Source organism: Variovorax sp. YR216 (assembly GCF_900107745.1).
GTDB lineage: Bacteria > Pseudomonadota > Gammaproteobacteria > Burkholderiales > Burkholderiaceae_C > Variovorax.
This window is the reverse complement of sequence record NZ_FNRO01000001.1, coordinates 480,851-507,403: the sequence shown is the minus strand read 5'-3', so window position 1 is coordinate 507,403 and position 26,553 is coordinate 480,851. Positions and strand designations below refer to the sequence as shown.

The 26,553-nt window shown below is 64.4% G+C and carries 26 protein-coding genes; 24 read left to right on the top strand and 2 right to left on the bottom strand.

All coding sequences use genetic code 11. The features are described from left to right. Positions 1–33 precede the first annotated feature (33 nt). The 19 genes from pyrH to BLW05_RS02330 all read left to right on the top strand — a co-directional run bounded on the left by pyrH (position 34) and on the right by BLW05_RS02330 (position 19,728). Positions 34–756 carry a UMP kinase gene (gene pyrH / locus BLW05_RS02420; RefSeq protein ID WP_093159211.1) on the top strand — a complete coding sequence of 241 codons (723 nt, stop codon included), beginning with the start codon at positions 34–36 and terminating at the stop codon, positions 754–756. A 13-nt stretch (positions 757–769) separates the two neighbouring features. Next, a complete protein-coding gene (frr, locus tag BLW05_RS02415; protein WP_093159208.1) occupies positions 770–1,330 on the top strand; it encodes a ribosome recycling factor in 561 nt (186 codons plus the stop codon). A 2-nt stretch (positions 1,331–1,332) separates the two neighbouring features. Further along, positions 1,333–2,064, top strand: a complete 732-nt coding sequence (gene uppS / locus BLW05_RS02410) for a polyprenyl diphosphate synthase (RefSeq protein WP_093159206.1) — start codon at positions 1,333–1,335, stop codon at positions 2,062–2,064. A 4-nt stretch (positions 2,065–2,068) separates the two neighbouring features. Further along, positions 2,069–2,914: a phosphatidate cytidylyltransferase gene (locus BLW05_RS02405; RefSeq protein WP_093159203.1), complete on the top strand. Its 846-nt coding sequence runs from the start codon at positions 2,069–2,071 to the stop codon at positions 2,912–2,914. Beyond that, positions 2,911–4,098, top strand: a complete 1,188-nt coding sequence (gene ispC / locus BLW05_RS02400) for a 1-deoxy-D-xylulose-5-phosphate reductoisomerase (protein WP_093159201.1) — start codon at positions 2,911–2,913, stop codon at positions 4,096–4,098. The genes BLW05_RS02405 and ispC overlap by 4 nt, the downstream gene beginning before the upstream one ends. Positions 4,099–4,123: 25 nt before the next feature. Beyond that, a complete protein-coding gene (gene rseP, locus BLW05_RS02395; protein WP_093160404.1) occupies positions 4,124–5,494 on the top strand; it encodes an RIP metalloprotease RseP in 1,371 nt (456 codons plus the stop codon). A 39-nt stretch (positions 5,495–5,533) separates the two neighbouring features. Continuing rightward, positions 5,534–7,960 carry an outer membrane protein assembly factor BamA gene (gene bamA / locus BLW05_RS02390; RefSeq protein ID WP_093159198.1) on the top strand — a complete coding sequence of 809 codons (2,427 nt, stop codon included), beginning with the start codon at positions 5,534–5,536 and terminating at the stop codon, positions 7,958–7,960. Further along, positions 7,960–8,490: an OmpH/Skp family outer membrane protein gene (locus BLW05_RS02385; protein ID WP_088956825.1), complete on the top strand. Its 531-nt coding sequence runs from the start codon at positions 7,960–7,962 to the stop codon at positions 8,488–8,490. The genes bamA and BLW05_RS02385 overlap by 1 nt, the downstream gene beginning before the upstream one ends. Positions 8,491–8,504: 14 nt before the next feature. Beyond that, the gene (gene lpxD, locus BLW05_RS02380; protein ID WP_093159196.1) at positions 8,505–9,491 is read left to right on the top strand and encodes a UDP-3-O-(3-hydroxymyristoyl)glucosamine N-acyltransferase; all 987 of its coding nucleotides are present in this window, start codon (positions 8,505–8,507) and stop codon (positions 9,489–9,491) included. Then, positions 9,488–9,931: a 3-hydroxyacyl-ACP dehydratase FabZ gene (fabZ, locus tag BLW05_RS02375; protein WP_093159193.1), complete on the top strand. Its 444-nt coding sequence runs from the start codon at positions 9,488–9,490 to the stop codon at positions 9,929–9,931. The genes lpxD and fabZ overlap by 4 nt, the downstream gene beginning before the upstream one ends. An 11-nt stretch (positions 9,932–9,942) precedes the next feature. Further along, positions 9,943–10,731, top strand: a complete 789-nt coding sequence (gene lpxA / locus BLW05_RS02370) for an acyl-ACP--UDP-N-acetylglucosamine O-acyltransferase (protein ID WP_093159191.1) — start codon at positions 9,943–9,945, stop codon at positions 10,729–10,731. A gap of 35 nt (positions 10,732–10,766) precedes the next feature. Then, on the top strand, positions 10,767–11,888 hold the full coding sequence (gene lpxB, locus BLW05_RS02365; protein ID WP_093160401.1) for a lipid-A-disaccharide synthase: 1,122 nt from the start codon (positions 10,767–10,769) through the stop codon (positions 11,886–11,888). Next, on the top strand, positions 11,860–12,561 hold the full coding sequence (gene rnhB, locus BLW05_RS02360) for a ribonuclease HII (RefSeq protein WP_093159188.1): 702 nt from the start codon (positions 11,860–11,862) through the stop codon (positions 12,559–12,561). The genes lpxB and rnhB overlap by 29 nt, the downstream gene beginning before the upstream one ends. Next, positions 12,558–13,334, top strand: coding sequence for a TrmH family RNA methyltransferase (locus BLW05_RS02355; RefSeq protein WP_093159186.1), 777 nt, complete (start codon positions 12,558–12,560; stop codon positions 13,332–13,334). The genes rnhB and BLW05_RS02355 overlap by 4 nt, the downstream gene beginning before the upstream one ends. Before the next feature lie 137 nt (positions 13,335–13,471). Then, complete coding sequence (carA, locus tag BLW05_RS02350; protein WP_093160399.1) at positions 13,472–14,656, top strand: glutamine-hydrolyzing carbamoyl-phosphate synthase small subunit; 1,185 nt, start codon at positions 13,472–13,474, stop codon at positions 14,654–14,656. Next, the gene (gene carB / locus BLW05_RS02345) at positions 14,649–17,876 is read left to right on the top strand and encodes a carbamoyl-phosphate synthase large subunit (protein WP_093159183.1); all 3,228 of its coding nucleotides are present in this window, start codon (positions 14,649–14,651) and stop codon (positions 17,874–17,876) included. Before carA ends, carB begins: the two co-directional genes overlap by 8 nt. Positions 17,877–17,893: 17 nt before the next feature. Next, entirely contained in the window at positions 17,894–18,763 is an 870-nt protein-coding gene (locus BLW05_RS02340; RefSeq protein ID WP_093159181.1) for a Kdo hydroxylase KdoO, read from the top strand. A 63-nt stretch (positions 18,764–18,826) separates the two neighbouring features. After that, on the top strand, positions 18,827–19,303 hold the full coding sequence (gene greA, locus BLW05_RS02335) for a transcription elongation factor GreA (protein ID WP_093159178.1): 477 nt from the start codon (positions 18,827–18,829) through the stop codon (positions 19,301–19,303). A gap of 11 nt (positions 19,304–19,314) precedes the next feature. After that, a complete protein-coding gene (locus tag BLW05_RS02330; protein WP_093159176.1) occupies positions 19,315–19,728 on the top strand; it encodes a DUF4149 domain-containing protein in 414 nt (137 codons plus the stop codon). A 33-nt stretch (positions 19,729–19,761) separates the two neighbouring features. Here the strand turns inward: BLW05_RS02330 and BLW05_RS02325 are convergent, their stop codons facing one another. Both BLW05_RS02325 and BLW05_RS02320 read right to left on the bottom strand, forming a co-directional pair. Further along, positions 19,762–20,526 carry a glycosyltransferase gene (locus tag BLW05_RS02325; protein ID WP_093159173.1) on the bottom strand — a complete coding sequence of 255 codons (765 nt, stop codon included), beginning with the start codon at positions 20,524–20,526 and terminating at the stop codon, positions 19,762–19,764. Positions 20,527–20,528: 2 nt separating this feature from the next. Then, a complete protein-coding gene (locus BLW05_RS02320; RefSeq protein ID WP_093159171.1) occupies positions 20,529–21,008 on the bottom strand; it encodes a YhbY family RNA-binding protein in 480 nt (159 codons plus the stop codon). Between the two features lie 19 nt (positions 21,009–21,027). On the opposite strand from BLW05_RS02320, the gene BLW05_RS02315 reads away from it, so the two are divergent. The 5 genes from BLW05_RS02315 (at position 21,028) to BLW05_RS02295 (ending at position 26,520) form a co-directional block, all read left to right on the top strand. Then, positions 21,028–21,681, top strand: coding sequence for an RlmE family RNA methyltransferase (locus BLW05_RS02315; RefSeq protein WP_093159168.1), 654 nt, complete (start codon positions 21,028–21,030; stop codon positions 21,679–21,681). Positions 21,682–21,862: 181 nt separating this feature from the next. Continuing rightward, positions 21,863–23,779, top strand: coding sequence for an ATP-dependent zinc metalloprotease FtsH (gene ftsH / locus BLW05_RS02310; protein ID WP_093159166.1), 1,917 nt, complete (start codon positions 21,863–21,865; stop codon positions 23,777–23,779). 61 nt (positions 23,780–23,840) lie between these two features. Then, entirely contained in the window at positions 23,841–24,701 is an 861-nt protein-coding gene (folP, locus tag BLW05_RS02305) for a dihydropteroate synthase (protein WP_093159163.1), read from the top strand. Further along, positions 24,698–26,032: a phosphoglucosamine mutase gene (gene glmM / locus BLW05_RS02300; RefSeq protein WP_093159161.1), complete on the top strand. Its 1,335-nt coding sequence runs from the start codon at positions 24,698–24,700 to the stop codon at positions 26,030–26,032. The genes folP and glmM overlap by 4 nt, the downstream gene beginning before the upstream one ends. Then, positions 26,029–26,520, top strand: a complete 492-nt coding sequence (locus BLW05_RS02295) for a GNAT family N-acetyltransferase (RefSeq protein WP_093159158.1) — start codon at positions 26,029–26,031, stop codon at positions 26,518–26,520. Before glmM ends, BLW05_RS02295 begins: the two co-directional genes overlap by 4 nt. The last annotated feature ends 33 nt before the right edge of the window (positions 26,521–26,553 follow it).

Below are 26,553 nucleotides of genomic sequence, written 5' to 3'. Positions count from 1 at the left end.
CTCGCAAACGCCCAATTTTCAAAGGAACTCTCCATGCCAGAAACCCGCCCGGCCCACAAGCGAATCTTGTTGAAGCTGTCGGGAGAGGCGTTGATGGGGGACGACGCATTCGGCATCAACCGGGCGACCATCGTCCGGATGGTGGGTGAAGTTGCCGAGGTCGTGAACATGGGGGTCGAGGTGGCCGTCGTCATCGGCGGCGGCAACATCTTCCGCGGCGTCGCGGGAGGCTCGGTCGGCATGGACCGCGCCACGGCCGACTACATGGGCATGCTCGCGACCGTCATGAACGCGCTGGCTCTCGCCGATGCGATGAACAAGCAGGGTCTGATCGCGCGCGTGATGTCCGCCATCGCGATCGAGCAGGTCGTCGAACCCTACGTCCGTCCCAAGGCGCTCCAGTACCTGGAGGAGGGCAAGGTCGTGATCTTCGCCGCCGGGACCGGCAATCCGTTCTTCACCACCGATACGGCCGCGGCCTTGCGCGGCGCCGAGATCGGCGCCGAACTGGTTCTGAAGGCGACCAAGGTCGATGGCGTCTACACGGCAGACCCCAAGAAAGACCTGAGCGCAACCCGCTATTCGCGGCTGAGTTTCGACGAGGCCATCGCGCAGAATCTCGGCATCATGGACGCCACGGCTTTCGCGCTGTGCCGCGACCAGAACCTGCCGATCAAGGTGTTCTCGATCTTCAAGAATGGCGCGCTCAAGCGTGTCGTGATGGGCGAGGACGAAGGCACGCTGGTGCATGCCTGAGTGGAGAAAGAATATGACCATCGCAGAAATCCGGACCACGACTGACGCCAAGATGAACCAATCGCTGGCGGCGTTCCAACACAACCTGACCAAGATCCGCACGGGACGTGCCAATCCTCAGTTGCTCGATTCCATCCACGTCGACTACTACGGCTCCAGCGTGCCGCTGTCGCAGGTGGCGAATGTCTCGTTGATCGATTCCCGCACGATCAGTGTCCAGCCCTGGGAAAAGGGCATGGGCGCCAAGATCGAGAAGGCGATCCGCGAGAGCGATCTGGGCCTCAACCCGGCGTCGATGGGCGACCTGATCCGCGTGCCGATGCCGCCGATGAGCGAGGAGCGCCGCAAGGAGATGACCAAGCTCGTCCGCACCGAAGGCGAGAACGCCAAGATCGCCACGCGCAACCTACGCCGCGACGCCAACGACGCGATCAAGAAGCTGGTCAAGGAAAAGCTGGCCTCCGAAGACGATCAGAAACGCGCCGAAGCCGAAATCCAGAAGGTGACCGATCGCCACATCGCGGAAATCGACCGCCTCGTGGTTGCAAAGGAAGCCGAGATCATGGCGGTCTGACAATGAGCGCAGCGCCCGCCGTTCCCCATCACATTGCGATCGTCATGGACGGGAACGGCCGTTGGGCGACACGCCGCTTTCTGCCGCGCGTCGCCGGGCACAAGCAAGGCGTCGAGTCCCTGCGACGGTGCGTCAAAGCGTGTGCTGCACGCGGTGTCTCGGTGCTCACCGTGTTCGCGTTCTCGTCCGAAAACTGGAATCGTCCTGTCGAGGAGGTCTCGGGGCTGATGGACCTGATGGTCGTGGCCCTCGGGCGCGAAGTGCCCAGGCTCCTGCAGGATGGCGTGCGACTCCACTTCGTTGGCGAGCGCAGTGGCTTGTCCGAGAAGATCGCGGCAGGCCTGCTGCAGGCCGAGGCGGCGACGGCTCACAACACGCGCCTGGTGCTCAATGTGTGCTTCAACTACGGCGGGCGTTGGGACATCGCGCGCGCCGCGGCACAACTGGCTGCGCGCGGCGAGGCGCTGACCGAAGCCAACCTCGACGCGGCCATGGCACTGTCGCACGTTCCCGATCCCGATCTGTTCATCCGAACCGGCGGCGAACAGCGCCTCTCGAATTTCCTTCTCTGGCAAAGCGCCTACGCCGAGCTGTTCTTCAGCGATCGCCTGTGGCCCGAGTTCGACGAGGCCGCGCTGGACGAGGCCATCGCTGTCTATCAGAACCGCGAGCGCCGCTTCGGTCAGACCTCCGCTCAGGTTCGGGCGGCGCGCCCCGATCAGCAAGCCGCCTGAGCGAATGCTCAAACAACGCATCATCACCGCGGTCGTCCTGCTGGCGATCCTGCTGCCTGCGCTCTTCTATCCGTCCCATGTCCCTTTCGCCTGCGTGATGCTGGCGCTGATCGCGGCCGCGGGATGGGAATGGGGGCGACTCAACGGTTATGGTCCGCGCATCTCGCTGTTTCTTGGCGCCGAGATCGCCGCGCTCTGCGGGCTCTCGTGGTGGCTGGGGTTGCTGGAGAGTTCCCTGCTTCCGGTGTGGATCGCGGCCAGTGCTGGATGGGTGCTCGGCGGGGCGGCGTTGCTGCGCGCGGCGGTTCCCGGCTGGCCGCGGATTCCAAGGGGGTTGCGCCTCGTCGGCGGGCAGCTCGCGCTGTGGGTTGCCTGGCTCGCCGCGGTGCAGGCGCGGGTCGTGGGGATCAACTTTCTTCTTTCCGTCCTCGTGCTGGTGTGGGTTGCGGATGTTTTCGCGTATTTTTCGGGCCGCGCGTTCGGTCTCAAGTTCACGCGAAACAAGCTGGCGCCGACGATCAGTCCAGGAAAGAGCTGGGAGGGTGTCTGGGGTGGGATGGCCGGTGTGCTCATTCTTGCCCTGGCCTGGGCCTGGTGCGATTCGGCCCTGCAGGCGAGCGTCGCGAGCCTGTACACCCGGCTCGCCGAGCGAGGCTGGTGGCTGCTCGTGATCAGCGTAATATTCCTCGCGGCGATGAGCGTGGTCGGCGACCTGGTCGAATCGCTGATCAAACGGAGCGCCGGCGCCAAGGACAGCAGCGCCTTGCTGCCAGGGCATGGCGGCGTACTCGACCGGGTCGACGCGCTGCTTCCGACGCTGCCCATTGCAATGATGTTGGCTTTCTTGTGAACACAACCAAACAGCGCGTCACGGTGCTCGGATCGACGGGGTCCGTCGGTGTCAGCACCCTCGACGTGATCGCCCGCCATCCCGACCGCTTCGAGGTCTTTGCACTGTCCGCGGCCACGAAGGTCGATGAGATGCTCGCGCAATGTGCGCGTTTCGCTCCGAAGTTCGCCGTGATGGCGAGCGCGGCGCACGCTGAATTGCTCGCCGACAAATTGGCCCGGAACGGTCTGCCGACGCGCGTTCTGATGGGCGCGGGAGCCCTCGAGTCCATCGCTTCGCACGAAGACGCCGACGCCGTGATGGCGGCGATCGTTGGGGCCGCCGGGTTGGGCCCGTGCCTCGCCGCGGCCCGTGCGGGCAAGCGTCTGCTTCTGGCCAACAAGGAGGCGCTGGTGGTCGGCGGCGACCTGTTCATGAACACGGTGCGGGCCGGTGGCGCGACCTTGCTGCCGATCGACAGCGAGCATTCGGCGATCTTCCAGTCGCTTCCGGAAGATCCGTCGACCTGGGCTCGGCGCATCGACAAGATCATCCTCACCGCCTCCGGTGGCCCCTTCCGTACACGCCTGCCCGCGTCGCTGACGAACGTGACGCCGGAGGAGGCGTGTGCCCATCCCAACTGGGTCATGGGCCGCAAGATCTCGGTGGATTCGGCAACGATGATGAACAAGGCGCTCGAGGTCATCGAAGCACGCCATCTCTTCGGCGTGCAGCCGGAGCAGATCGAGGTGGTGATTCATCCGCAGAGCGTGGTGCACTCGATGGTCCAGTTCACCGATTCGTCCGTGATTGCGCAATTGGGGACGCCCGACATGCGCGTTCCCATCGCGGTCGGACTCGCATGGCCCGAGCGCATCGAGAGCGGCGCAACCCGGCTCGATTTCCGCCAGATGGCCGCACTCACGTTCGACTCGCCCAATGCGGAGCTTTTCCCCGGGCTCGACCTCGCCTGGCAGGCGCTCCGCGCGGAACCCGGGACCACGGCGGTTTTGAACGCGGCCAACGAAGTCGCCGTCGAAGCCTTCCTCGATCGCAGGCTGCGCTTCGACCGCATCCACGCGGTCAACATGGAAACTTTGGAAGTGGTGCATCCCTCCAAGCCGCAGTCGCTCGGGGACCTTCTCGCACTCGATGCGACCGCCCGAGCCGCGGCCAATGCCGCGGCGCTGCGTTTCGCGGCCTGACGCCATCCAACTTCCGGGACACCCGATGCTCACAGTTGTTGCCTTCATCGTTGCACTGGGCCTCTTGATCGCGGTGCACGAATACGGTCACTACCGTGTGGCCGTCGCATGCGGCGTGAAGGTGTTGCGCTTCTCGATCGGCTTCGGTCCGACTCTCTATCGCTGGACGCCGAAGCGCCAGCACCCGGGGCAGGACACGGAGTTCGTCATCGGCGCGTTTCCGATCGGCGGCTACGTGAAGATGCTCGACGAGCGAGAAGGCCCGGTCGCGCCCGAGGAGCGGCATCGCGCATTCAACACCCAGCGTCTGCGTTCTCGCACCGCCATCGTCGCGGCCGGTCCGTTGGCCAATCTGCTACTGGCGGTGCTGCTGTACACGTTGGTCAACTGGATCGGTGTGCAGGAGCCGGTCGCCAAGCTCGCCCGACCCGTTGCGGCCTCCCTCGCGGAGACGGCGGGTCTGCGCGGCGGTGAGCATGTCACGCGGGCAGGCTTCGACGGCGATCTCGAGAACGTCCAATCCTTTGAAGATCTTCGCTGGCGCATCACCCGAGGGGCGTTGGACCGGCGCGATCTCACGTTGGAGATTGCGGGTGAGGGCGGACGTCCATCGCGCGAACTCGTGCTGCCTCTGAGCCGCGTCGAGGCCAAGGATGCCGACGCGCAGATGTTCCGCAAGATCGGCGTCGTCGCGCCGCTGACCCGCCCCGAGATCGGTGAAGTCATGCCCAAGGGCGCGGCGGAGCGCGCTGGACTTCGCACCGGCGATGTCGTGCGCGAAATCGGTGCCGTCGGGATCGTTGATGGCCAGCAGTTGCGCGAGGTCATTCGTGCCTCGGTCGATGGCGATCAGCCGCGCAGCCAGACCTGGCAGATCGAGCGCGGAGGGCGGTTGATCAAGATCGACGTTGCCCCCGAGGTGCGCGAAGAAGGCGCCGGGAAGGTCGGCCGCATCGGTGCCTACGTGGGTGCGCCACCCGAGATGGTCCTGGTGCGGCAGGGTGTGATCGCAGGAGTCAAGAATGGCGTTGTTCGCACCTGGGAGGTCTCGGCCCTGACGGTGCGCATGATGGTCAAGATGATCATCGGCGAAGCGTCGCTGAAGAACCTGAGCGGGCCGCTGACGATTGCCGACTATGCGGGCAAATCGGCGAGTCTCGGATTGACCCAGTATCTGGTTTTTCTCGCGCTGATCAGCGTGAGTCTCGGCGTGCTGAACCTGATGCCTCTGCCGGTCCTCGATGGGGGACACCTGATGTATTATCTTTGGGAGGGCCTGACCGGCAGGGGTGTCTCCGACGCATGGATGGAACGGCTACAGCGCGGCGGTGTCGCGTTGCTGCTGGTCATGATGTCGATCGCACTCTTCAACGACGTCACGCGGCTCTTTGGTTAACTATCTGCCGGCCCGTTCCGCGCTGGCTCAATTTCACAGATGAACAAATCATTCAGTCGCTTTCGCCTGCGCAGCGTCGCCGCAATCGTGGCCAGCGCGATTGCCGCCACGGCGGCTTGGGCGGTCGAACCATTCACGGTTCGCGACATTCGGGTCGAAGGCCTTCAGCGTGTGGAGCCGGGGACCATCTTCGCCTCGCTGCCGTTTCGCGTGGGTGATCAATACAACGACGAGCGTGGTTCGGCTGCGATCCGTGCGTTGTTCGATCTTGGTTTGTTCAAGGATGTTCGGATCGACGTCAACGGGGACGTGCTCGTCGTGATCGTGGAAGAGCGGCCGACCATCGCCGATGTCGAATTCGTCGGCACCAAGGAATTTGACAAGACTGCGCTCCAGAAGGCACTGCGCGAAGTGGGCTTGGCGGAAGGCCGGCCTTTCGACAAGGCACTGGCCGATCGCGCCGAACAGGAACTCAAGCGCCAGTACGTGGGCCGCAGCCTCTACAACGCGCAGGTCGTCACGACGGTCACGCCGATCGAGCGTAATCGCGTCAATCTGACCTTTACCGTGACCGAGGGTGAGTCCGCGCGTATCCGCGAAGTGCGCATCGTGGGCAACAAGGATTTCAGCGAGTCGACGCTGCTCAGCCTCTTCGACCAGGACAGCGGCGGCTGGCTGAGCTGGTACACCAAATCCAACCAGTACTCGCGGGCCAAGCTCAACGCCGACCTCGAGACGCTGCGCTCGTACTACCTGACGCGCGGCTACCTGGAGTTCCACATCGATTCGACCCAGGTTGCCATTTCGCCGGACCGCCAGGACCTTGCGGTCACGGTCAACATCACCGAAGGCCAGAAGTTCGTTGTCTCGGGCGTCAAGCTGTCGGGCAACTTCCTCGGTCGCGAGGATGAATTCAAGTCGCTCGTGACCATCCAGGCGGGTGAGCCCTACAACGGCGAGCAGGTCAATGAGACGATCAAGGCCTTCACCGACTACTTCGCCTCGTTCGGCTACGCCTTTGCGCGCGTTCAGGCGGAGCCGGAGATCGATCGGGTCAACAACCGCGTCGCGCTGACCTTGAATGCAGATCCGGGCCGTCGTGTGTACGTCCGCCGGATCTCCATCGGCGGCAACAATCGCACGCGGGACGAAGTCATTCGCCGGGAATTCCGGCAGTTCGAAGCATCCTGGTACGACGGCGACAGAATCAAGCTGTCGCGCGACCGCGTCGATCGCCTGGGCTTCTTCACCGAAGTCAACGTCGACACCCAGGAAGTGGCAGGCTCGCCGGACCAGGTGGACCTGGTGATCAACGTGACCGAGAAACCCACCGGCACGCTGCAATTGGGCGCCGGCTTCTCCACCTCGGAAAAGGTCTCCTTGACCTTCGGCATCTCCCAGGAAAACGTCTTCGGCTCCGGCAACTACCTCGGTGTGCAGGTCAACACCAGCAAGTACAACCGCGCGATTTCGTTGACGACGGTCGATCCGTACTTCACGAAGGACGGGATCTCCCGCTCCCTCAGCCTGTACAGCACCACGACCCGTCCGTACTACACCCAGGACGGTGATTACAAGCTGGTCAATCAGGGGGGCAGCATTCGGTTCGGGGTGCCCTTCAGCGAAGTCGACACGGTCTACTTCGGTGCGGGTCTCGAGCAATATCGGTTTGACCCGGGTAACAGGGTCGCTCTGCTGACGCCGCAGTCCTATCGCGACTATTTCGGTTGCATTACGGATTCGACCGGGCAATTCATCGTCTCTTGCCGACAGGATTCGGTTTGGGGTATTCCATTGACGGTCGGTTGGTCGCGTGATGACCGCGACAGCGCCTTGGTGCCGACCCGTGGACGCCTGCAGCGGGCCAACCTCGAGGTGGGCTCGGGCGGGGACATGCAGTACTACAAGGCGAATTACCAGTACCAGCAGTTCTACCCAATCAACAAGCAGTACACGTTTGCGATCAACGGCGAGCTTGGCTATGCGGATGCCTATGGCAACAAGGCGTATCCGATCTTCAAGAACTTCTATGCGGGTGGCCTGGGCTCCGTGCGCGGCTTCGAGCAAAACTCCCTTGGCCCGCGTGACAAGCCGCTCTACCCCGGACAACAGACTGCTGCCTTGGGCGGCACCAAGAAGGCGATTTTCAACGCCGAGCTGAGCACGCCGTTCCCGGGTGCCGGCAACGATCGCACGCTGCGTCTTTACGGCTTCGTCGACGTGGGCAACGTGTTCGCCGACCGGCCTGCCGGCTTCTGGACGGATGCGCAGTGGGATGCGATCAAGAAAGTCCGTGCCTCGGCGGGCTTGGGCATCAGCTGGATTTCGCCGCTCGGACCGCTGCGCCTTGCCTATGCGATCCCTGTCAGATACCAGAAGGCCGAGGGAGACCCGCTGGATCCGACGACCTTCGTCCCGGAGGATAGAATTCAGCGCTTGCAATTCCAGATCGGAACTTCCTTCTAATGACTGCTTTGCTCCGTGCCGCTGGCGCGCTGTTGCTTCCGGCCCTCATGGCTGTGGGGATGCCGGCGCACGCGCAGGAAACCTTCCGTATCGGATTTGTCAATCCGGATCGTGTCTTGCGTGAGGCGCTTCCTGCAAAGGCGGCGCAGGCCAAGCTGGAGTCCGAGTTTCTCAAGCGCGAGAAGGATCTGACCGCGCAGGGCGAGGCGCTCAAGGCCGCTTCGGAGAAGTTCGAGCGCGAGGCACCAACGCTTTCCGAAACGCAGCGGATCGCCCGCCAGCGCGCGTTGGTCGAGCAGGACCGCGACTTCCAGCGTCGCCGCCGCGAGTTCCAGGAAGACCTGAACGCGCGCAAGAACGAAGAACTCCAGCAGGTCTACGAGCGCGCAAACCGTGTGGTCAAACAGGTCGCCGAGGCGGAAAAGTACGACGCCATCCTGCAGGAAGCGATCTACATCAATCCCAAGCACGACATCACCGAGAAGGTGATCAAGGCGCTGAACGCAACAACTACCAACGGCGGCAAGTAGCGCCGCATCTCGGTGTGGCAATCCGGCTAGGCGAAATCGTTGATGCGCTCGGGGGCGAGCTCGAAGGCGATCGGGAACTGTCCATCGAACGGCTCGCGCCGCTTTCGACAGCGCAGCCCGATGCCATCAGCTTCCTGAGCAATCCCAAATACCGCAAGGAACTTGCCGCCTCGAAGGCGGGGTGCGTCATCGTGGCGCCTTCCATGCGCGATGCGGCAGCGGAGCGCGGCGCGTTCATCGTTGCGTCCGATCCGTATCTCTATTTCGCGCGGCTGACACAGCTTTGGCGAAAGGCGCACGCCAGGCCAGACGCGGTGCGGATCCACCCGACAGCCGTCATCGATCCCGATGCCACCATCGACCCGACGGCGCGCATCGGCGCGCTGTGCGTGGTCGAGCGCGGTGCGCGCATCGGTGCGGAGACCGTTCTGAAGTCCCGGGTGACCGTGAGCGAGGATTGCATCATTGGCGACCGTTGCCTCCTGCATCCAGGTGTCGTGATCGGCGCCGACGGTTTCGGACTCGCCCCGCACGAAGGTGCCTGGGTCAAGATCGAGCAGCTGGGCGCCGTTCGGATCGGCAACGACGTGGAGATCGGGGCCAATACCTGCATCGACCGGGGTGCGCTCGAAGACACCGTCATCGAGGACGGCGTCAAGCTCGACAACCTGATCCAGATCGGCCACAACGTGCACATCGGCAAGCACACGGCCATGGCGGGCTGCGCCGCCGTCGCAGGAAGTGCCACGATCGGCGCCTATTGCACGATCGGAGGCCGCGCAGGCGTGCTCGGGCATCTGACCATCGCGGACCACGTGCACATCTCGTCGACGTCGCTGGTGACGCGATCCATTCACAAGCCGGGCCATTACACCGGCGTGTTTCCCATCGACGACAATGCCACCTGGGAAAAGAATGCAGCCACGCTCAAGCAACTGCACAGTCTGCGCGAGCGCCTCAAGGCGCTGGAAAAAATGACGATGCAGGACAAGAAATCATGACGCTCGATATCCATCAAATCCTCAAGCTGCTTCCTCACCGCTACCCGTTCCTGCTTGTGGATCGCGTGATCGAGATGGAGAAAGGCAAGCGCATCACGGCGATCAAGAACGTGACGATGAACGAGCCGTTCTTCAATGGCCATTTCCCGCACCGGCCCGTGATGCCGGGCGTGCTCATGCTCGAGGCGATGGCGCAGGCAGCGGCGCTGCTTTCGTTCCATTCGCTCGACATCGTGCCCGACGACAACACGATCTACTACTTCGCGGCGATCGACGGCGCGCGCTTCAAGCGTCCCGTGGAGCCGGGCGACCAGCTGACGCTGGAAGTCGAGATCGAGCGCATGAAGGCCGGCATCTCGAAGTTCAAGGGCAAGGCGTCCGTCGGTGCGGAACTGGCTTGCGAGGCCACCCTGATGTGCGCGATGCGCCAGATCAACTGATCCTACGTGGCATGACGCTGATTCATTCGACGGCGATCGTCGACCCCCAGGCCGAACTCGACCCGACGGTGAGTGTCGGTCCCTACGCCGTGATCGGCCCGCACGTGCGGGTCGGTGCGGGGACGACGATTGCCGCGCACGCCGTGATCGAGGGCAGGACCACCATTGGCCGCGACAACCGGATTTTCCAGTTCGCGTCGTTGGGCGCTGTGCCGCAGGACAAGAAGTACGCCGGGGAGCCCACGGAGTTGGTGATCGGCGACCGCAATACGATCCGCGAATTCTGCACGTTCAACATCGGCGTGCCCGGTGCGGGTGGCGTGACGAGGGTGGGCAACGATAACTGGATCATGGCGTACACGCACATCGCGCATGACTGCCGTATCGATGACCACACCACGCTCGCCAACAACACGACGCTGGCCGGTCATGTGCACCTCGCCGACTGGGTGACCGTGGGCGGGTTGACCGGTATTCACCAGTTCGTGTCGGTCGGTGCCCATGCGATGCTCGGTTTTGCCAGTGCGGTCTCGCAGGACGTACCGCCTTTCATGCTGGTGGATGGCAATCCACTCGCGGTGCACGGATTCAACGTGGTCGGCTTGCGTCGCCGCGACTTCTCGCCGGCCCGGATCGCGGCGGTGAAGCAGATGCACCGGCTCCTGTACCGCCAGGGCAAGACGCTGAACGAGGCGCGCACCGCGATCGAGGCGCTGGCTGCCGAAATGCCCGAAGCGGCGTCGGACATCGCCATGATGAGTGAATTCCTCGCCGGTGCCACGCGCGGCATCGCGCGTTGAGTTGTCCCGTGTCTGAAACGCAGCGGCAGTTTTCGCTGGTCGCGGGCGAGGCTTCGGGCGACTTGCTGGCGGGCCTGATGCTCGACGGCCTGCAGGCGCGTTGGCCCGCCATGAAGGCAGTCGGCATCGGGGGGCCTCAGATGCTGTCGCGCGGCTTCGAATCCTGGTGGCCGCAGGAGAAGCTTGCGGTACGCGGCTATATCGAAGTCCTGCGGCACTACGCAGAGATCGCCGGCATCCGTCGTCAGCTTCGGGCCCGGCTCCTTGTTGAACGCCCGGACATCTTCATCGGCGTCGATGCGCCGGATTTCAATCTCGATCTCGAGGCCGGCTTGCGCACGAGCGGCATCAAGACGGCGCATTTCGTCTGCCCCTCGATCTGGGCGTGGCGGCCGGAGCGCGTCGTGAAACTGCGCGCCGCGGCCGATCACGTGCTTTGCATCTTCCCGTTCGAGCCCGAGCTTCTCGCCAAGCACGGCGTCGATGCGACCTACGTCGGCCATCCGCTCGCCAAGGTCATCCCGATGGTGCCGGATCGCGCAGCGGCTCGCGCCGCGATCGGGCTGGACGCCGATGCCGCCGTGGTCGCGCTGCTCCCGGGAAGCCGCCTCTCGGAGGTTCGTCACATCGCCCCGAGGTTCTTTGCTGCCGCCGCACTCATGCGCAAGGTGAGGCCGTCGCTGCAGTTCATCGTGCCGGTTCTGCCAACCCTTCGCGGCGAGGTGGAGCAATTGCTGCACGCCAGCGGAATGGCGGGTCACGTGAAGCTCCTTCACGGCCAATCCCATGCTGCGCTCGCGGCTTGCGACGTGACCCTGATCGCGAGTGGAACCGCCACGCTCGAGGCGGCACTCTTCAAGCGGCCGATGGTGATCTCGTATCACATGAATTCACTGACCTGGAACCTGATCATGCGCCACAAGCAGCTTCAGCCCTGGGTCGGCCTGCCCAACATTCTTGCGGGCGAATTCGTCGTGCCCGAGGTGCTGCAGGACCGCGCAACGCCGCAAGCGTTGGCCGAGGCCACCCTCGAGTGGCTCGATGCGCCCGAGAGGATTCACGCCTTGCAACAACGTTTTTGCGCCATGCATGCCGACTTGCTGCGCGATACGCCGACACTGTGCGCCGATGCGATCCAGAAAGTTCTTGAAGGCTGAGCAGGCCACGCTGGCTTGGGATGCGCCGGGCCTGATGGCCGGTGTCGACGAGGCGGGACGGGGCCCGCTGGCAGGGCCGGTCGTTGCCGCGGCGGTGATCCTGGACGACCAGCGACCGATCCGCGGCCTGGCGGATTCGAAAACACTGACCGCCCTGCAGCGCGAGAAGCTCAACGACCAGATCCTGGCCAAGGCGCTGTGCTGCTCCATCGCGCAGGCCAGCGTGGAGGAGATCGACACCCACAACATCCTGCAGGCGACCATGCTCGCGATGCGCCGGGCGGTCGAAGGGTTGCGGCTCAAGCCGGCGAAGGTGCTGGTGGACGGCAACCGGCTGCCGACGCTGGATGTCTTGGCGGAAGCTGTCGTCAAGGGCGATGCCCGCGTCAAGGCGATCTCGGCGGCGTCGATCCTTGCGAAGGTGTACCGCGACCGGCTTTGCGAGCAACTGCATGCCGAGTTCCCGCACTATGGTTTCGCCGGTCACAAGGGTTATGGCACGCCCGAGCACCTCGAGGCACTGGATCGCCACGGCGCGTGCGTGCACCACCGGAGATCGTTCAGTCCGGTCGCGGCCGTGCTGGCGCGCGATTCGGGCGGGACGGCGGGCATCCAGGTGGTCGGCGAGGCCATGCTGCAGACGACCGATGTCGAGATCCGGATCGCGCCATGACGTCCGAGCCCGCTCACATCACCTCGCGCGACAACCCGCTGCTCAAGGAACTGCGGAAGCTCTCGCACGAGCCCGGCGCCTACCGGAAGGCCGGACGGATCTGGCTCGAGGGAGACCATCTCTGCAGGGCTGCCCGCGAGCGGAGCGTTCGGGCCTCGATCGCGTTGTTCACGGAATCGATCTGGCCGTCGGCACGTGTGGAATGGGCCGATGCAGCCGACAAGACCGTCATCGTCGCCGACGCGCTCATGGCCGGCATCAGCGGGCTCGAATCGCCCGCGCACATGGGATTCGTGCTCGATCTGCCGGAGCGTCCCCAGGTCGAATCCCATACGCCCACCGTGGTTCTCGACCGCCTGCAGGACGCCGGGAACGTCGGCTCCATCCTGCGCAGCGCCGCGGCGTTCGGCTTCAAACAAGTGATCGCCTTGAAAGGGACCGCCGCGCTGTGGTCCCCGAAGGTGCTGCGCGCCGGCATGGGCGCGCATTTCGGGCTCAGGCTGATCGAAGGTGTCGAGATCGCCGCACTCGATGCGCTTCAGGTCCCTTGCGTCGCGACGAGCTCGCATCGCGGCGACTGGCTGCACCGGGCCGAATTGCCGTTTCCCTGCGCCTGGCTCATGGGGCACGAGGGGCAGGGCGTATCGGCTGAACTGGAGGCACGGGCGGCAAGGCACATGCGAATCGCGCAGCCGGGCGGCGAGGAGTCCCTGAATGTCGCTGCCGCAGCCGCAATTTGCTTGCACGCAAGCGCTGTAGGGGCAAAGTCGTGACCTTGCGCCGGCTATAATCAAGGGCTTTCCCGAACATACCCCGCCCTCAGCGCACGCAAGCCAACTCCTCGACGAAAGTCGCGACCCGCGAGTCACATCTTGGGTTCGCTTTGGGCGTCATCCATCCGGAGATCCCAGTGCTTTTGTCTCTCAAGGGAAAATTCCCGTCCGCCATCCTGGCGCTTGCAGACGGCACGGTCTTTCTCGGCAACTCGATCGGCGCCACCGGCGCCACGACCGGCGAAGTGGTGTTCAACACCGCAATGACCGGTTACCAGGAAATCCTGACCGACCCGAGCTATTGCCAGCAGATCGTGACGCTCACATATCCTCACATCGGCAATTACGGCGTCAACGAGGAAGACATCGAAGCCGACAAGATCCATGCCGCGGGCCTGATCATCAAGGACCTGCCGCGCGTCGCGTCGAACTTCCGCAAGTCGGAAACGCTGAACGAGTACCTCGTTCGAGGCAAGACGGTTGCCATTGCCAACATCGATACCCGCAAGCTCACCCGTCATCTGCGCACCAACGGCGCGCAGAACGGCTGCATCCTCGGCTTGGCCGAAGGTGAAGCGGTCACCCAGGCTCTGATCGACAAGGCCATCGCCGCCGCAAAAGCCGCGCCCAGCATGGCCGGCCTCGATCTGGCCAAGGTCGTGTCCGTCAAGGAAACATACGAATGGACCCAGACCGAGTGGAAGCTCGGCTCGGGCTACGGCGTGCAGATCACGCCCCGTTTCCACGTCGTCGCTTTCGACTACGGCGTCAAGAAGAACATCCTGCGCATGCTGGCCCAGCGCGGCGCGCGCATCACGGTCGTGCCGGCCCAGACGCCGGCGGCCGACGTGCTGAAGCTGCGACCGGACGGCATCTTCCTGGCCAACGGCCCGGGCGATCCGGAGCCCTGCGACTACGCCATCGATTCGACTCGCCAGCTGATCGAAACCGGTATCCCGGTGTTCGGCATCTGCCTCGGCCACCAGATCATGGCGCTGGCCTCGGGCGCGAAGACCTTCAAGATGAAGTTCGGCCATCACGGCGCAAACCATCCGGTGAAGGACCTCGACAACGGCCGGGTGAGCATCACCAGCCAGAACCACGGCTTCGCAGTGGACGAGAAGAGCCTGCCGGCCAACCTGCGCCCGACGCATGTGAGCCTGTTCGACAACACGCTCCAGGGTCTCGCCCGCACCGACAAGCCGGCGTTCTGCTTCCAGGGTCACCCGGAGGCTTCGCCAGGCCCGCACGACATCGGCTACCTGTTCGACCGCTTCACGGCACTCATGCAAACGCACAAAGAGGGGCAGAAGAATGCCTAAGCGCACAGACCTGAAGAGCATCCTCATCATCGGCGCCGGCCCGATCATCATCGGCCAGGCCTGCGAGTTCGACTACTCCGGCGTGCAGGCGTGCAAGGCGCTGCGCGAGGAGGGCTACAAGGTCATCCTGATCAACAGCAATCCCGCGACGATCATGACCGACCCGGCCACGGCCGACGTGACCTACATCGAGCCGATCACCTGGCAGACGGTCGAGAAGATCATCGCCAAGGAGCGCCCGGATGCGATCCTGCCGACCATGGGCGGGCAGACGGCGCTGAACTGCGCGCTCGATCTCTGGCGCAACGGCGTGCTCGACAAGTACAAGGTGGAGCTCATCGGCGCCACGCCGGAAGCCATCGACAAGGCCGAAGACCGCCTGAAGTTCAAGGACGCGATGACCAAGATCGGTCTCGGTTCGGCGCGCTCGGGCATCGCGCACTCGATGGACGAAGCGTGGGCGGTCCAGAAGAACGTCGGCTTCCCGACCGTCATCCGCCCGAGCTTCACGCTCGGCGGCACCGGCGGCGGCATTGCCTACAACCCGGAAGAGTTCGAAGTCATCTGCAAGCGCGGCCTGGAAGCCTCGCCGACCAACGAGCTGCTGATCGAGGAATCGCTGCTCGGCTGGAAAGAGTACGAGATGGAAGTCGTGCGCGACAAGGCCGACAACTGCATCATCGTCTGCTCGATCGAGAACCTCGACCCGATGGGCGTGCACACCGGGGATTCGATCACCGTCGCGCCGGCGCAGACGCTGACCGACAAGGAATACCAGATCATGCGCAACGCCTCGCTGGCGGTGCTGCGCGAGATCGGCGTCGACACCGGTGGCTCGAACGTCCAGTTCTCGGTCAATCCGAAGGACGGCCGCATGATCGTCATCGAGATGAACCCGCGTGTGTCGCGCTCGTCCGCATTGGCATCGAAGGCCACCGGCTTCCCGATCGCCAAGGTCGCGGCCAAGCTGGCCGTCGGCTACACGCTCGACGAACTGCGCAACGAGATCACTGGCGGAGCCACGCCCGCGAGTTTCGAACCGAGCATCGACTACGTGGTTACCAAGATCCCGCGTTTCGCGTTCGAGAAGTTCCCGCAGGCCGACTCGCGCCTGACGACGCAGATGAAGTCGGTCGGCGAGGTGATGGCCATGGGCCGCACCTTCCAGGAATCGTTCCAGAAGGCGCTGCGCGGCCTCGAAGTTGGCGTCGACGGCCTCAACGAGAAGACGCAGGATCGCGAAGTCCTCGAAAAGGAGCTGGGCGAGCCGGGTCCGGACCGCATCTGGTACGTTGGCGATGCCTTCGCGATGGGGCTGACTGTCGACGAGGTGCATGCGCTGACCAAGATCGACCCCTGGTTCCTCGTGCAGATCGAGGAAATCGTGAAGATCGAGCTCGAGCTCGAAACCAAGTCGTTGGGCGACATCGACCGCGACACGCTGCTTGCGCTGAAGAAGAAGGGGTTCTCCGACCGCCGCCTCGCACGCCAGCTCAAGACCACCGACACCGCGATCCGCGAAAAGCGCCGCGCGCTGGGCGTGCGTCCGGCCTTCAAGCGCGTCGACACTTGCGCCGCGGAGTTCGCCACCAACACGGCCTACATGTACTCGACCTACGAGGACGAGTGCGAAGCCGACCCGACCAGCAAGAAGAAGATCATGGTGCTCGGCGGCGGTCCGAACCGCATCGGCCAGGGCATCGAGTTCGACTACTGCTGCGTGCACGCGGCGCTCGCGATGCGCGAGGACGGCTACGAGACCATCATGGTCAACTGCAACCCCGAGACCGTCTCGACCGACTACGACACCAGTGACCGTCTTTACTTCGAGCCGCTGACGCTCGAAGACGTGCTCGAAATCGTGGACAAGGAAAAGCCGACCGGCGTGATCGTCCAGTACGGCGGCCAGACGCCGCTCAAGCTGGCGCTCGACCTGGAGGCCAACGGCGTGCCGATCATCGGCACCTCGCCCGACATGATCGACGCGGCCGAAGATCGCGAGCGCTTCCAGAAGCTGCTGCACGAACTCAAGTTGCGCCAGCCGCCGAACGCTACCGCGCGTACCGAAGCCGAGGCGCTCGAAAAGGCCTCCGAACTGGGCTACCCGTTGGTGGTGCGCCCGAGCTACGTGCTCGGCGGCCGTGCGATGGAAATCGTGCACGAGCAGCGCGACCTCGAGCGCTACATGCGCGAAGCGGTGAAGGTCAGCAACGATTCGCCGGTGCTGCTCGATCGCTTCCTCAACGACGCGACCGAGTGCGACGTGGATTGCCTGCGCGATGCGGACGGCGCGACCTTGATCGGCGGCGTCATGGAGCACATCGAGCAGGCCGGCGTGCACTCGGGCGACTCCGCGTGCTCGCTGCCGCCTTACAGCCTGAAGGCCGAAACCGTTGCGGAACTCAAGCGCCAGAGCGCGGCGATGGCCAAGGCTCTTAACGTGGTCGGCCTGATGAACGTGCAGTTCGCCATCCAGGAAAAGGATGGCCAGGACGTGATCTACGTCCTCGAAGTGAATCCGCGCGCTTCGCGCACCGTGCCCTACGTGAGCAAGGCGACCGGTATCCAGCTGGCGAAGGTGGCTGCGCGCTGCATGGCCGGCCAGACGCTCGCCTCGCAGGGCGTCACGAAGGAAGTCACGCCGCCGTACTTCAGCGTCAAGGAAGCGGTGTTCCCGTTCGTGAAGTTCCCGGGCGTGGACACCATCCTCGGCCCCGAAATGAAGTCGACCGGCGAAGTCATGGGCGTAGGCAAGACGTTCGGCGAAGCCTTCGTCAAGTCGCAGCTCGGCGCCGGCACACACCTGCCGAAGTCCGGCCGTGTCTTCATCTCGGTGAAGAACAACGACAAGCCGCGTGCGGTCGAGGTGGCCCGCGGTCTGGCGGCGCTGGGCTTCGAGCTCATCGCGACCAAGGGAACCGCGGGCGCGATCAACGCGGCGGGAATCGCCTGCGCGGTCGTCAACAAGGTGACCGAAGGGCGCCCGCACATCGTCGACATGATCAAGAACAATGAGATTGCGCTGGTCATCAACACGGTGGAAGAGCGCCGCAATGCCATTGCCGACTCGCGTCAGATCCGCACATCGGCGCTGCTGGCCCGCGTCACGACGTTCACGACCATCTTCGGCGCCGAAGCGGCCGTCGAAGGCATGCGTCACATGAACGAGCTCGACGTGATCTCGGTGCAGGAAATGCACGCCAAGCTCGTGGCGGCGTAACCTCTGAAAGGCGGTCCATGGAATCGCAGCTCGTCGAACTCGATCTGGCCGACTGGAATGCCGCGGTGCCCAACGAGGCATGGATCGCGGCGCTCGAGGCGGGGAAGGTTCTGTACTTCCCCCGGCTCGGGTTCGACATCCTTCCCGAGGAGCGGGCGCTGCTGTCGCCCAAGGTGCTGTCGCCCAAGGTCCGCAACATCAGCCTCGATGCGCAGGGGCGCCTGAAAGGCGTGGAGGGCGATGAGGCGCGGCAGCAGGCGGTGGCTGCGATGGTCGGGCGCTTTCGCGCGCAGGCGCAGCAGTTGATCCATGGACTGTTGCCGCACTACACGCCGGCGCTGCGACTGGCGCCAACCAGCTACCGGCCGGCGCAGGTCGAAACGCGCGTGCAGTCGTGGCGGGCGGATGACCGCCGGCTGCACGTCGATGCCTTTCCGTCTCGACCCAACTACGGCGAACGCATCCTTCGCGTGTTCACCAACGCCAATCCGGAGGGTGCGCCACGAGTCTGGCGCGTCGGCGAGCCGTTCGAGGCGGTCGCGCGACGCTTTCTGCCGCGCGCCAAGCCGTATTCGCGTCTCCAGGCGCGACTGTTGCGCGCACTGCGCGTGACGAAGTCGCTGCGCAGCGAGTACGACCATCTCATGCTGCAGTTGCACGATGGCATGAAGTCGGATCTCGAGTACCAGAAGAACTCCGAGCAGCAGACCGTGCCGTTCCCGGCCGGTTCGGTGTGGGTCTGCTTCTCGGACCAGACGTCACACGCGGTGATGGCGGGCCAGTACATGCTCGAGCAGACGCTGCATCTGCCGGCCGCGAGGCAATACAATCCCGAATCGAGCCCGCTCGCCATCCTGAGCCGGCTGACCGGACGCCAGCTCGTCTGATCATTTCTCTCCCATCGACCGCCGAACGGCAGCGTTCGGCGGTTTCGCTTTCTGGAGCAAACAATGGCCACCATTCCGATTACCAAGCGCGGTGCCGAGAAACTGCGCGAAGAGCTGCAAAGGCTCAAGACGGTCGACCGACCGGGCGTCATCAACTCGATCGCCGAAGCGCGTGCGCAGGGCGACATCAGCGAAAACGCCGAGTACGAGGCGGCAAAGGACCGCCAAGGCTTCATCGAAGGGCGCATCCAGGACATCGAGGGCAAGCTGTCGGCGGCCCAGGTCATCGACCCGTCGGAGCTGGATGCAGGCGGCAAGGTCGTCTTCGGTTCCACCGTCGATCTCGAGGACGAGAACACCGGTGATGCCGTCAGGTACCAGATCGTCGGCGAAGACGAAGCCGATTTGAAACTGGGTCTCATCAATGTCTCGAGCCCGATCGCTCGCGCGCTGATCGGCAAGGAAGAGGGTGATACCGCCGAGGTCCAGGCACCTGGCGGCGTGAAGCGCTACGAGATCGTTTCGGTCAGCTACGTCTGAGCGCAAGCCGAATGAAGGGCCGTATCGCGCTCATGCTCGCCGCGCTCTGGTGGGGCAGCCTGACGACGATCGGTTTTCTGGTGGTCCCGATGCTTTTCTCGCGGCTCGGCAACCCGTCCGTGGCCGGCAACTTCGCGGGCCAGCTGTTTGCCGCTCAGACCTGGGTGGCGCTGGCATGCGGGCTCGTTCTGCTGATTCATTTCCGGTCGAGGGCCGACGACCGGTTGACGGACGCCGATCGGATCGGCGTCATCCTGATCGTGACGGCGATGTTGCTCGCGTTGCTCCAGCAGTACGCCGTCGCGCCACGGATCCTTGCACGCGAGAACCTCAGGCTCTGGCACTCGCTCGGCAGCGGCATGTACCTCGGCCAGTGGCTGTGCGCCGGTGCACTGCTTTGGCGGATGGGGCGCGTGCGGGACTGAACCCGACCGACACCGGCCCGGCGGGGCGGGTCGTCAGGTCTGCCAGAACTGCGTGATCCAGCGCGCCGGCCGGATGAACCTGAAGCGGCGGTTGCGCCGACCGGCCAATGCATCCGGGGGATTGCATTCCCCGTGAAAGACCATGATCTTCGCGCCCTCGGGCACAAAAGGTTCCTTCCAGTAGTTGGTCGGCCACGTCGGGATGCCGTGGTACTTGAAACTCGGGCACCAGGCTTCAGGCCAGTAGGCGAGGGTGCCCTTGCGGTACATGAAGTCGGACAGGTAGGTCTGCTCGTTGCGGAACTCCTCCTGCACCTTGTCCATGTTCTGGCGGAAGTACGCCAGCACGTCCGGGTGAGCCCCCAGTTCGAACCGGTAGACCGAGGAGTTCCCGGTGATGCGTCGGCGCCGCCAAGGGCGCTCGTAGTCGTGAATGATGAGGAACTCGCCCGGATACTCGAAGAATTCGTCCAAGCTGCCGACGATCACGACGTCGAGATCGATGAAGAGCGCCGTTCCGCGCAATCCGTGAAGGTCGGATTCGAAGGTCGTCAGCTTCTTCCAGGCGCGGTCGACCTGGCCGGGAGCCAGTTCCAGGTCGAGCGGGGGGATCGGATAGCACTCGACTTCGCTGCGAATCCCTGCACCGTTGTCGGTCAGGCAGACGAACTTGAAGTCGCCAGTCAGGTGCCTGCGCACCATCGCATAGAGGCGATTGACGTACTCGGGGCCGTACTTCGTGCCCCATTTCATGCAGAGGATGTGGCGTTGCGGGCCTGCCGCGGTCTCGGTCGGCATCCTCAGTCTGCCTGTCGCCGCTTCTTGTCCGACAGCGGCTTGCGCGGCTTGGCCCGCTTGATGTTCCCGCCGGAGGTCAGGCGCTGGTTGCCAAGCACTCGCAATGTCTTGATTTCGGGGCGCTGGCCGCCACGCTTGCTGTATTTGATGACCTTCACGTCGCGCGGGCCGGGCATGCGGTCCTCGTCGAGGACGCGCTCTTTCTCGGGGATCGGGCGCCAAAGTACGAGCAGCTTGCCGATGTGCTGGATGGGTGCAGCGTCCAGGTCGTCCGCCAACGTCTGGAGCATGGCTTCGCGCGCCGCCCGGTCATCGGAAAACACGCGCACCTTGATCAGGCCGTGGGCTTTCAGCGCCGCATCGGCCTCTTTCTTGACGGCGGGGGTCAGACCGTCGCCGCCGATCATGACGATCGGGTCGAGGTGGTGCGCTTCGGCGCGGTGCACCTTGCGCTGCGCAGGGGTAAGTTGAATGGCGGGCATCCCCGTATTATCGATGTCAATGAATCCCAAACCGAAAGCCAAGAAGGTCAATCGCGCGTGGTTGCACGACCACGTGAACGATCCGTATGTGAAGCTGGCCACCAAGGAGGGCTACCGGGCGCGCGCCGCCTACAAACTCAAGGAAATCGACGAAAGCTTGAGCTTGATCAAGCCGGGGCATGTCGTGGTCGACCTGGGCTCCTCGCCGGGCGCGTGGAGCCAGTACGTGCGCCGCAGGCTCTCGCCGGACGGCGCCGCGGTCGGAGAACTGGCGGGCACGATCATCGCGCTGGACATCCTGCCCATGGAGCCGATCGAAGGCGTGACCTTCCTTCAAGGCGATTTCCGCGAGGCCGACGTGCTCGACCGCTTGTCCGCCGCGATGGCGGGCCGGAAGGCCGACGTGGTGGTGTCGGACATGGCCCCCAATCTGTCCGGCATCGCCTCGGCCGACACGGCGCGCGTGGCGCATCTCATCGAACTTGCGATTGATTTTGCTCGCCACCATATGAAACCCGAGGGAGCGCTGGTGGCCAAGCTGTTCCACGGCAGCGGCTACAACGAGCTGACCCAACTCTTCAGGGACAACTTCCGCGTCGTCAAACCGTTCAAACCCAAGGCATCGCGCGACAAATCGGCTGAAACATTCATGGTCGGCATCGGGCTCAAGTAGCTGGATACGAATTGATACCGGTGCCGGTGTGTAACGTTCTCCTTAAAACCGCTCACGTCCTATGGCTGCTATAGGGAAATCAGCGGGTTTTTCGGGTTGAAAAGCCTAAAATGGGCGCCAATTGCGTGCCCACGGCGCCTTTTTTGTTTTCAGTGCTAAGCGCTATCGACTGGAGCTTCGTTTGAATAATCAGTGGTTTTCCAAAGTTGCCGTATGGCTCGTCATCGCGATGGTGTTGTTCACTGTGTTCAAGCAGTTCGACACCCGCGGCGTGGCCGGCGCAGGCAACATCGGCTACTCGGACTTCCTCGAGGAAGTGCGTAACAACCGAATCAAGAGCGCCACGATCCAGGAAGGCCAGGGCGGCAGCGAAATCGTCGCGGTCACCACCGACGACCGCAAGATCCGAACCACCGCCACTTATCTCGACCGCGGGCTGGTTGGCGACCTGATCGCCAACAACGTCAAGTTCGACGTCAAGCCGCGCGAGGAAGGCTCGCTGCTGATGACCCTGCTGGTGAGCTGGGGCCCGATGCTCCTGCTGATCGGCGTGTGGGTCTACTTCATGCGACAGATGCAGGGCGGTGGAAAAGGCGGCGCCTTCAGCTTCGGCAAGAGCAAGGCCCGCATGCTCGACGAGAACAACAACCAGGTCACCTTCGCAGACGTCGCAGGCTGCGACGAGGCCAAGGAAGAGGTGAAGGAGGTCGTCGACTTCCTGAAGGACCCGGCCAAGTTCCAGAAGCTCGGCGGCCGCATTCCTCGTGGCCTGCTGCTGGTCGGCCCTCCGGGCACCGGCAAGACGCTGCTGGCCAAGAGCATCGCCGGCGAAGCCAAGGTGCCGTTCTTCTCGATCTCCGGTTCCGATTTCGTTGAAATGTTCGTCGGCGTGGGTGCCGCGCGCGTTCGCGACATGTTCGAGAACGCCAAGAAGAACGCGCCTTGCATCATCTTCATCGATGAAATCGACGCGGTCGGCCGCCAGCGCGGTGCCGGCCTCGGCGGTGGCAATGATGAGCGCGAGCAGACCCTCAACCAGATGCTGGTCGAGATGGACGGCTTCGAGACCAACCTCGGCGTGATCGTGGTCGCGGCGACGAACCGACCGGACATCCTTGATGCCGCCTTGCTGCGACCGGGCCGTTTCGACCGCCAGGTTTATGTGACGCTGCCGGACATCCGTGGCCGCGAGCAGATCCTCAACGTCCACATGCGCAAGGTGCCGTTGGGCCAGGACGTCAACGCGAGCATCATCGCGCGCGGCACGCCCGGCATGTCGGGCGCCGACCTGGCCAACCTCTGCAACGAAGCTGCGTTGATGGCCGCGCGCCGCAATGCGCGCGTGGTCGAAATGCAGGACTTCGAAAAGGCCAAGGACAAGATCTTCATGGGCCCCGAGCGCAAGAGCATGGTCATGCCCGAGGAAGAGCGCCGCAACACGGCGTACCACGAGTCGGGCCATGCGCTGATCGGCAAGCTGCTGCCCAAGTGCGACCCGGTCCACAAGGTCACGATCATCCCGCGTGGCCGTGCGCTCGGCGTGACGATGAGCCTGCCCGCGCAGGACCGCTACAGCTACGACCGCGAATACATGCTGAACCAGATCAGCATGCTCTTCGGCGGCCGCATCGCCGAAGAAGTGTTCATGCACCAGATGACCACCGGCGCCAGCAACGACTTCGAGCGCGCGACCCAGATTGCCCGCGACATGGTGATGCGCTACGGCATGACCGAATCGCTTGGCCCGATGGTCTACGCGGAGAACGAAGGCGAGGTCTTCCTCGGCCGCTCGGTCACCAAGACCACGAACATGAGCGAATCGACCATGCAGAAGGTCGACGCGGAAGTCCGCCGCATCATCGATGAGCAGTACGCCCTGGCGCGTCGCCTCATCGAGGAGAACAGCGACAAGATGCACGCGATGGCGAAGGCGCTGCTCGAATGGGAAACCATCGACACCGAGCAACTCGACGACATCATGGCCGGCCGCGCGCCGCGTCCGCCCAAAGACTGGACGCCGCGCGTTCCGCCATCCGGCAGCGGTGGCAGTGGCGGTACGCCGGCGGTGAATCCCGATCCGACGCCGACCGCAGCCTGAGCGTGACCGAGCTTTGGCAATCAACGGGGCCTCTGGCCCCGTTTTTTCATGGGGACGCGGCATGACGGCAGCCTGGCAAACATCGCGCTTTGCGATCGACCTTGCGCGTCCACAGGTGATGGGCATCGTCAACGTCACGCCCGATTCGTTCTCGGACGGCGGCGCTCACGCTTCGACGCACGCCGCACTGCGCCATTGCGAGCAACTGATTGAAGAGGGCGCGGACATCCTCGACATCGGTGGTGAGTCGACGCGGCCAGGCAGTCCCGCGGTCCCGCTGGAGGAAGAACTCGCGCGCGTGGTGCCGGTCGTGCGCGAAGCGGTGAAGCTGCGCGTGCCGGTATCGGTCGACACCTACAAGCCTGAAGTGATGCGCGCGGTGCTGGAACTCGGCGCGGACATCATCAACGACATCTGGGCCCTGCGTCAGCCCGGCGCGATGGAGGTCGTCTCTGCGCACCCGGCGTGTGGGGTTTGCCTGATGCACATGCACCGCGATCCGCAGACGATGCAGGTTGCGCCGATGAGCGGGGACGTGGTCCCCGCAGTGCGCGAATTCCTCGAACTGCAGGTCAAGGCGCTGACGAACCGCGGCGTGCGGCCGGAACGCATCGTCCTCGATCCCGGCGTGGGATTCGGCAAGACGGTCGAGCAGAATTTCGCGCTGCTCGCGCGGCAGGCCGAATTGCTGGGCCCAGGCCTGCCGCTGCTGGCAGGTTGGTCGCGAAAGTCATCGCTGGGCGCGGTGACCGGCATCGAAGCGGCCGGCGAGCGGATGGTACCCAGCGTGGCCGCCGCGGTGCTGGCCGTGGACAAGGGAGCGGCGATCGTTCGCGTGCACGACGTGCGCGAAACCGTCGCGGCGCTGGCCGTCTGGCAAGCGATGAACAGAGAACAACACAGAGAGGAAACTCGACAATGACAAGGCAGTATTTCGGCACCGATGGCATTCGTGGCACCGTCGGACAGGCGCCCATCACCCCCGACTTCGTGCTGCGGCTGGCGCATGCAGTGGGGCGTGTGCTCAAGCAGTCGGAGTCGCGGCCGACGGTGCTGATCGGCAAGGACACGCGCATCTCCGGCTACATGCTCGAGTCGGCGCTGGAGTCGGGCTTCAACTCGGCGGGTGTGGACGTGGTGCTGCTCGGCCCGCTGCCGACGCCGGGCGTGGCCTATCTCACGCGGGCGCAGCGCGCGAGCCTCGGCGTGGTGATCAGCGCCAGCCACAACGCGTTTCCAGACAACGGCATCAAGTTCTTCAGCGCGCACGGCACCAAGCTCAGCGACGAGTGGGAGCTGGCGGTCGAAGCCGCCTTGGAGGAGGCACCGGTGTGGGTCGACTCGCGCAATCTCGGCAAGGCACGCCGGCTCAACGATGCGCCGGGACGCTACATCGAGTTCTGCAAGAGCACCTTCGCCAACGACCTGACGCTGAAGGGGCGCAAGCTGGTCGTCGACGCGGCGCACGGCGCTGCCTACCAGGTCGCGCCGGCCGTCTTCCACGAGCTGGGCGCCGAGGTGACCAGCATCGGCTGCGCACCCGATGGCTTGAACATCAACAAGGGCTTCGGCGCGACGCATCCGCAGGCGCTCATCGAAGCGGTCAAGGCGCAGGGCGCCGACTACGGCATCGCGCTCGACGGCGACGCCGATCGTCTGCAGCTCGTGGATGCGAGCGGACGCCTTTTCAATGGTGACGAGCTGGTCTACCTGATGGCGATGGAGCGTGTCGCGCGCGGCGAGAAACCCGCCGGCGTGGTCGGCACCCTGATGACCAACAAGGCCGTCGAGATCGCGCTGAAGGCCCAGGGCATCGAGTTCGTGAGGGCGCGCGTGGGCGACCGCTACGTGCTCGAGGAACTCGACAAGCGCAACTGGCTCCTCGGCGGCGAGGGCTCGGGCCATCTGCTGGCGCTCGATCGTCACACGACGGGCGACGGCATCGTGAGCGCGCTGCAGGTGCTCCAGGCCTGCGCCCGCAGCGGCAAGACCGTGGCCGAACTGCTCGCCGGCGTGACGCTATTTCCGCAGACGCTCATCAACGTTCGTCTTGCCGAGGGCCAGGATTGGAAATCCAACCAGAAGCTCGCCGCCGAGATCGAGCGTGTCGAAGCCGAGCTGGGCGATGCGGGCCGGGTGCTGATCCGAGCCAGCGGCACCGAGCCGCTTCTGCGCGTGATGGTCGAAGCCAGGGATGCGGCCCAGTCCGAGTCTTGCGCAAAGCGCCTCGTCGCGGCCGTGCAAGCCGTATGAGCCAGTCCGCGATCGAGGTTCGGCTCGCAGACTATCGCGATCCTTCGCATGCACGCGCGCTGGTGGCACTCCTGGACGCCTATGCGCGTGATCCGGCGGGCGGCGGCACGCCGCTCGAAGCGAGCGTGCTGGCAGGACTGCCGGAGGCGCTGGCAGCGCGGCCGCAGGCCTTCAGTGTGTTGGCGTACGACGGCGACCAGCCGGTCGGGCTGATCAATTGCATCGAGGGCTTCTCGACCTTCGCCTGCAAGCCGTTGGTCAACGTGCACGACGTGGTGGTGCTCGAGAGCCATCGGGGCCAGCGCGTGACCCAGCGCATGCTGGCCCGCGTCGAACAGGAAGCGAGGGCTCGCGGCGCCTGCAAGCTGACGCTCGAGGTGCTGTCGGGCAACGGGAGCGCGCTGCGCGCCTATGAGCGCGAGGGCTTTGCGGGTTATCAGCTCGATCCCGCGTTCGGCACAGCGATGTTCCTGCAGAAGAAGCTGTAAAAAAGCCGCCGGCACCTCGCAGTGCGGCGGCTT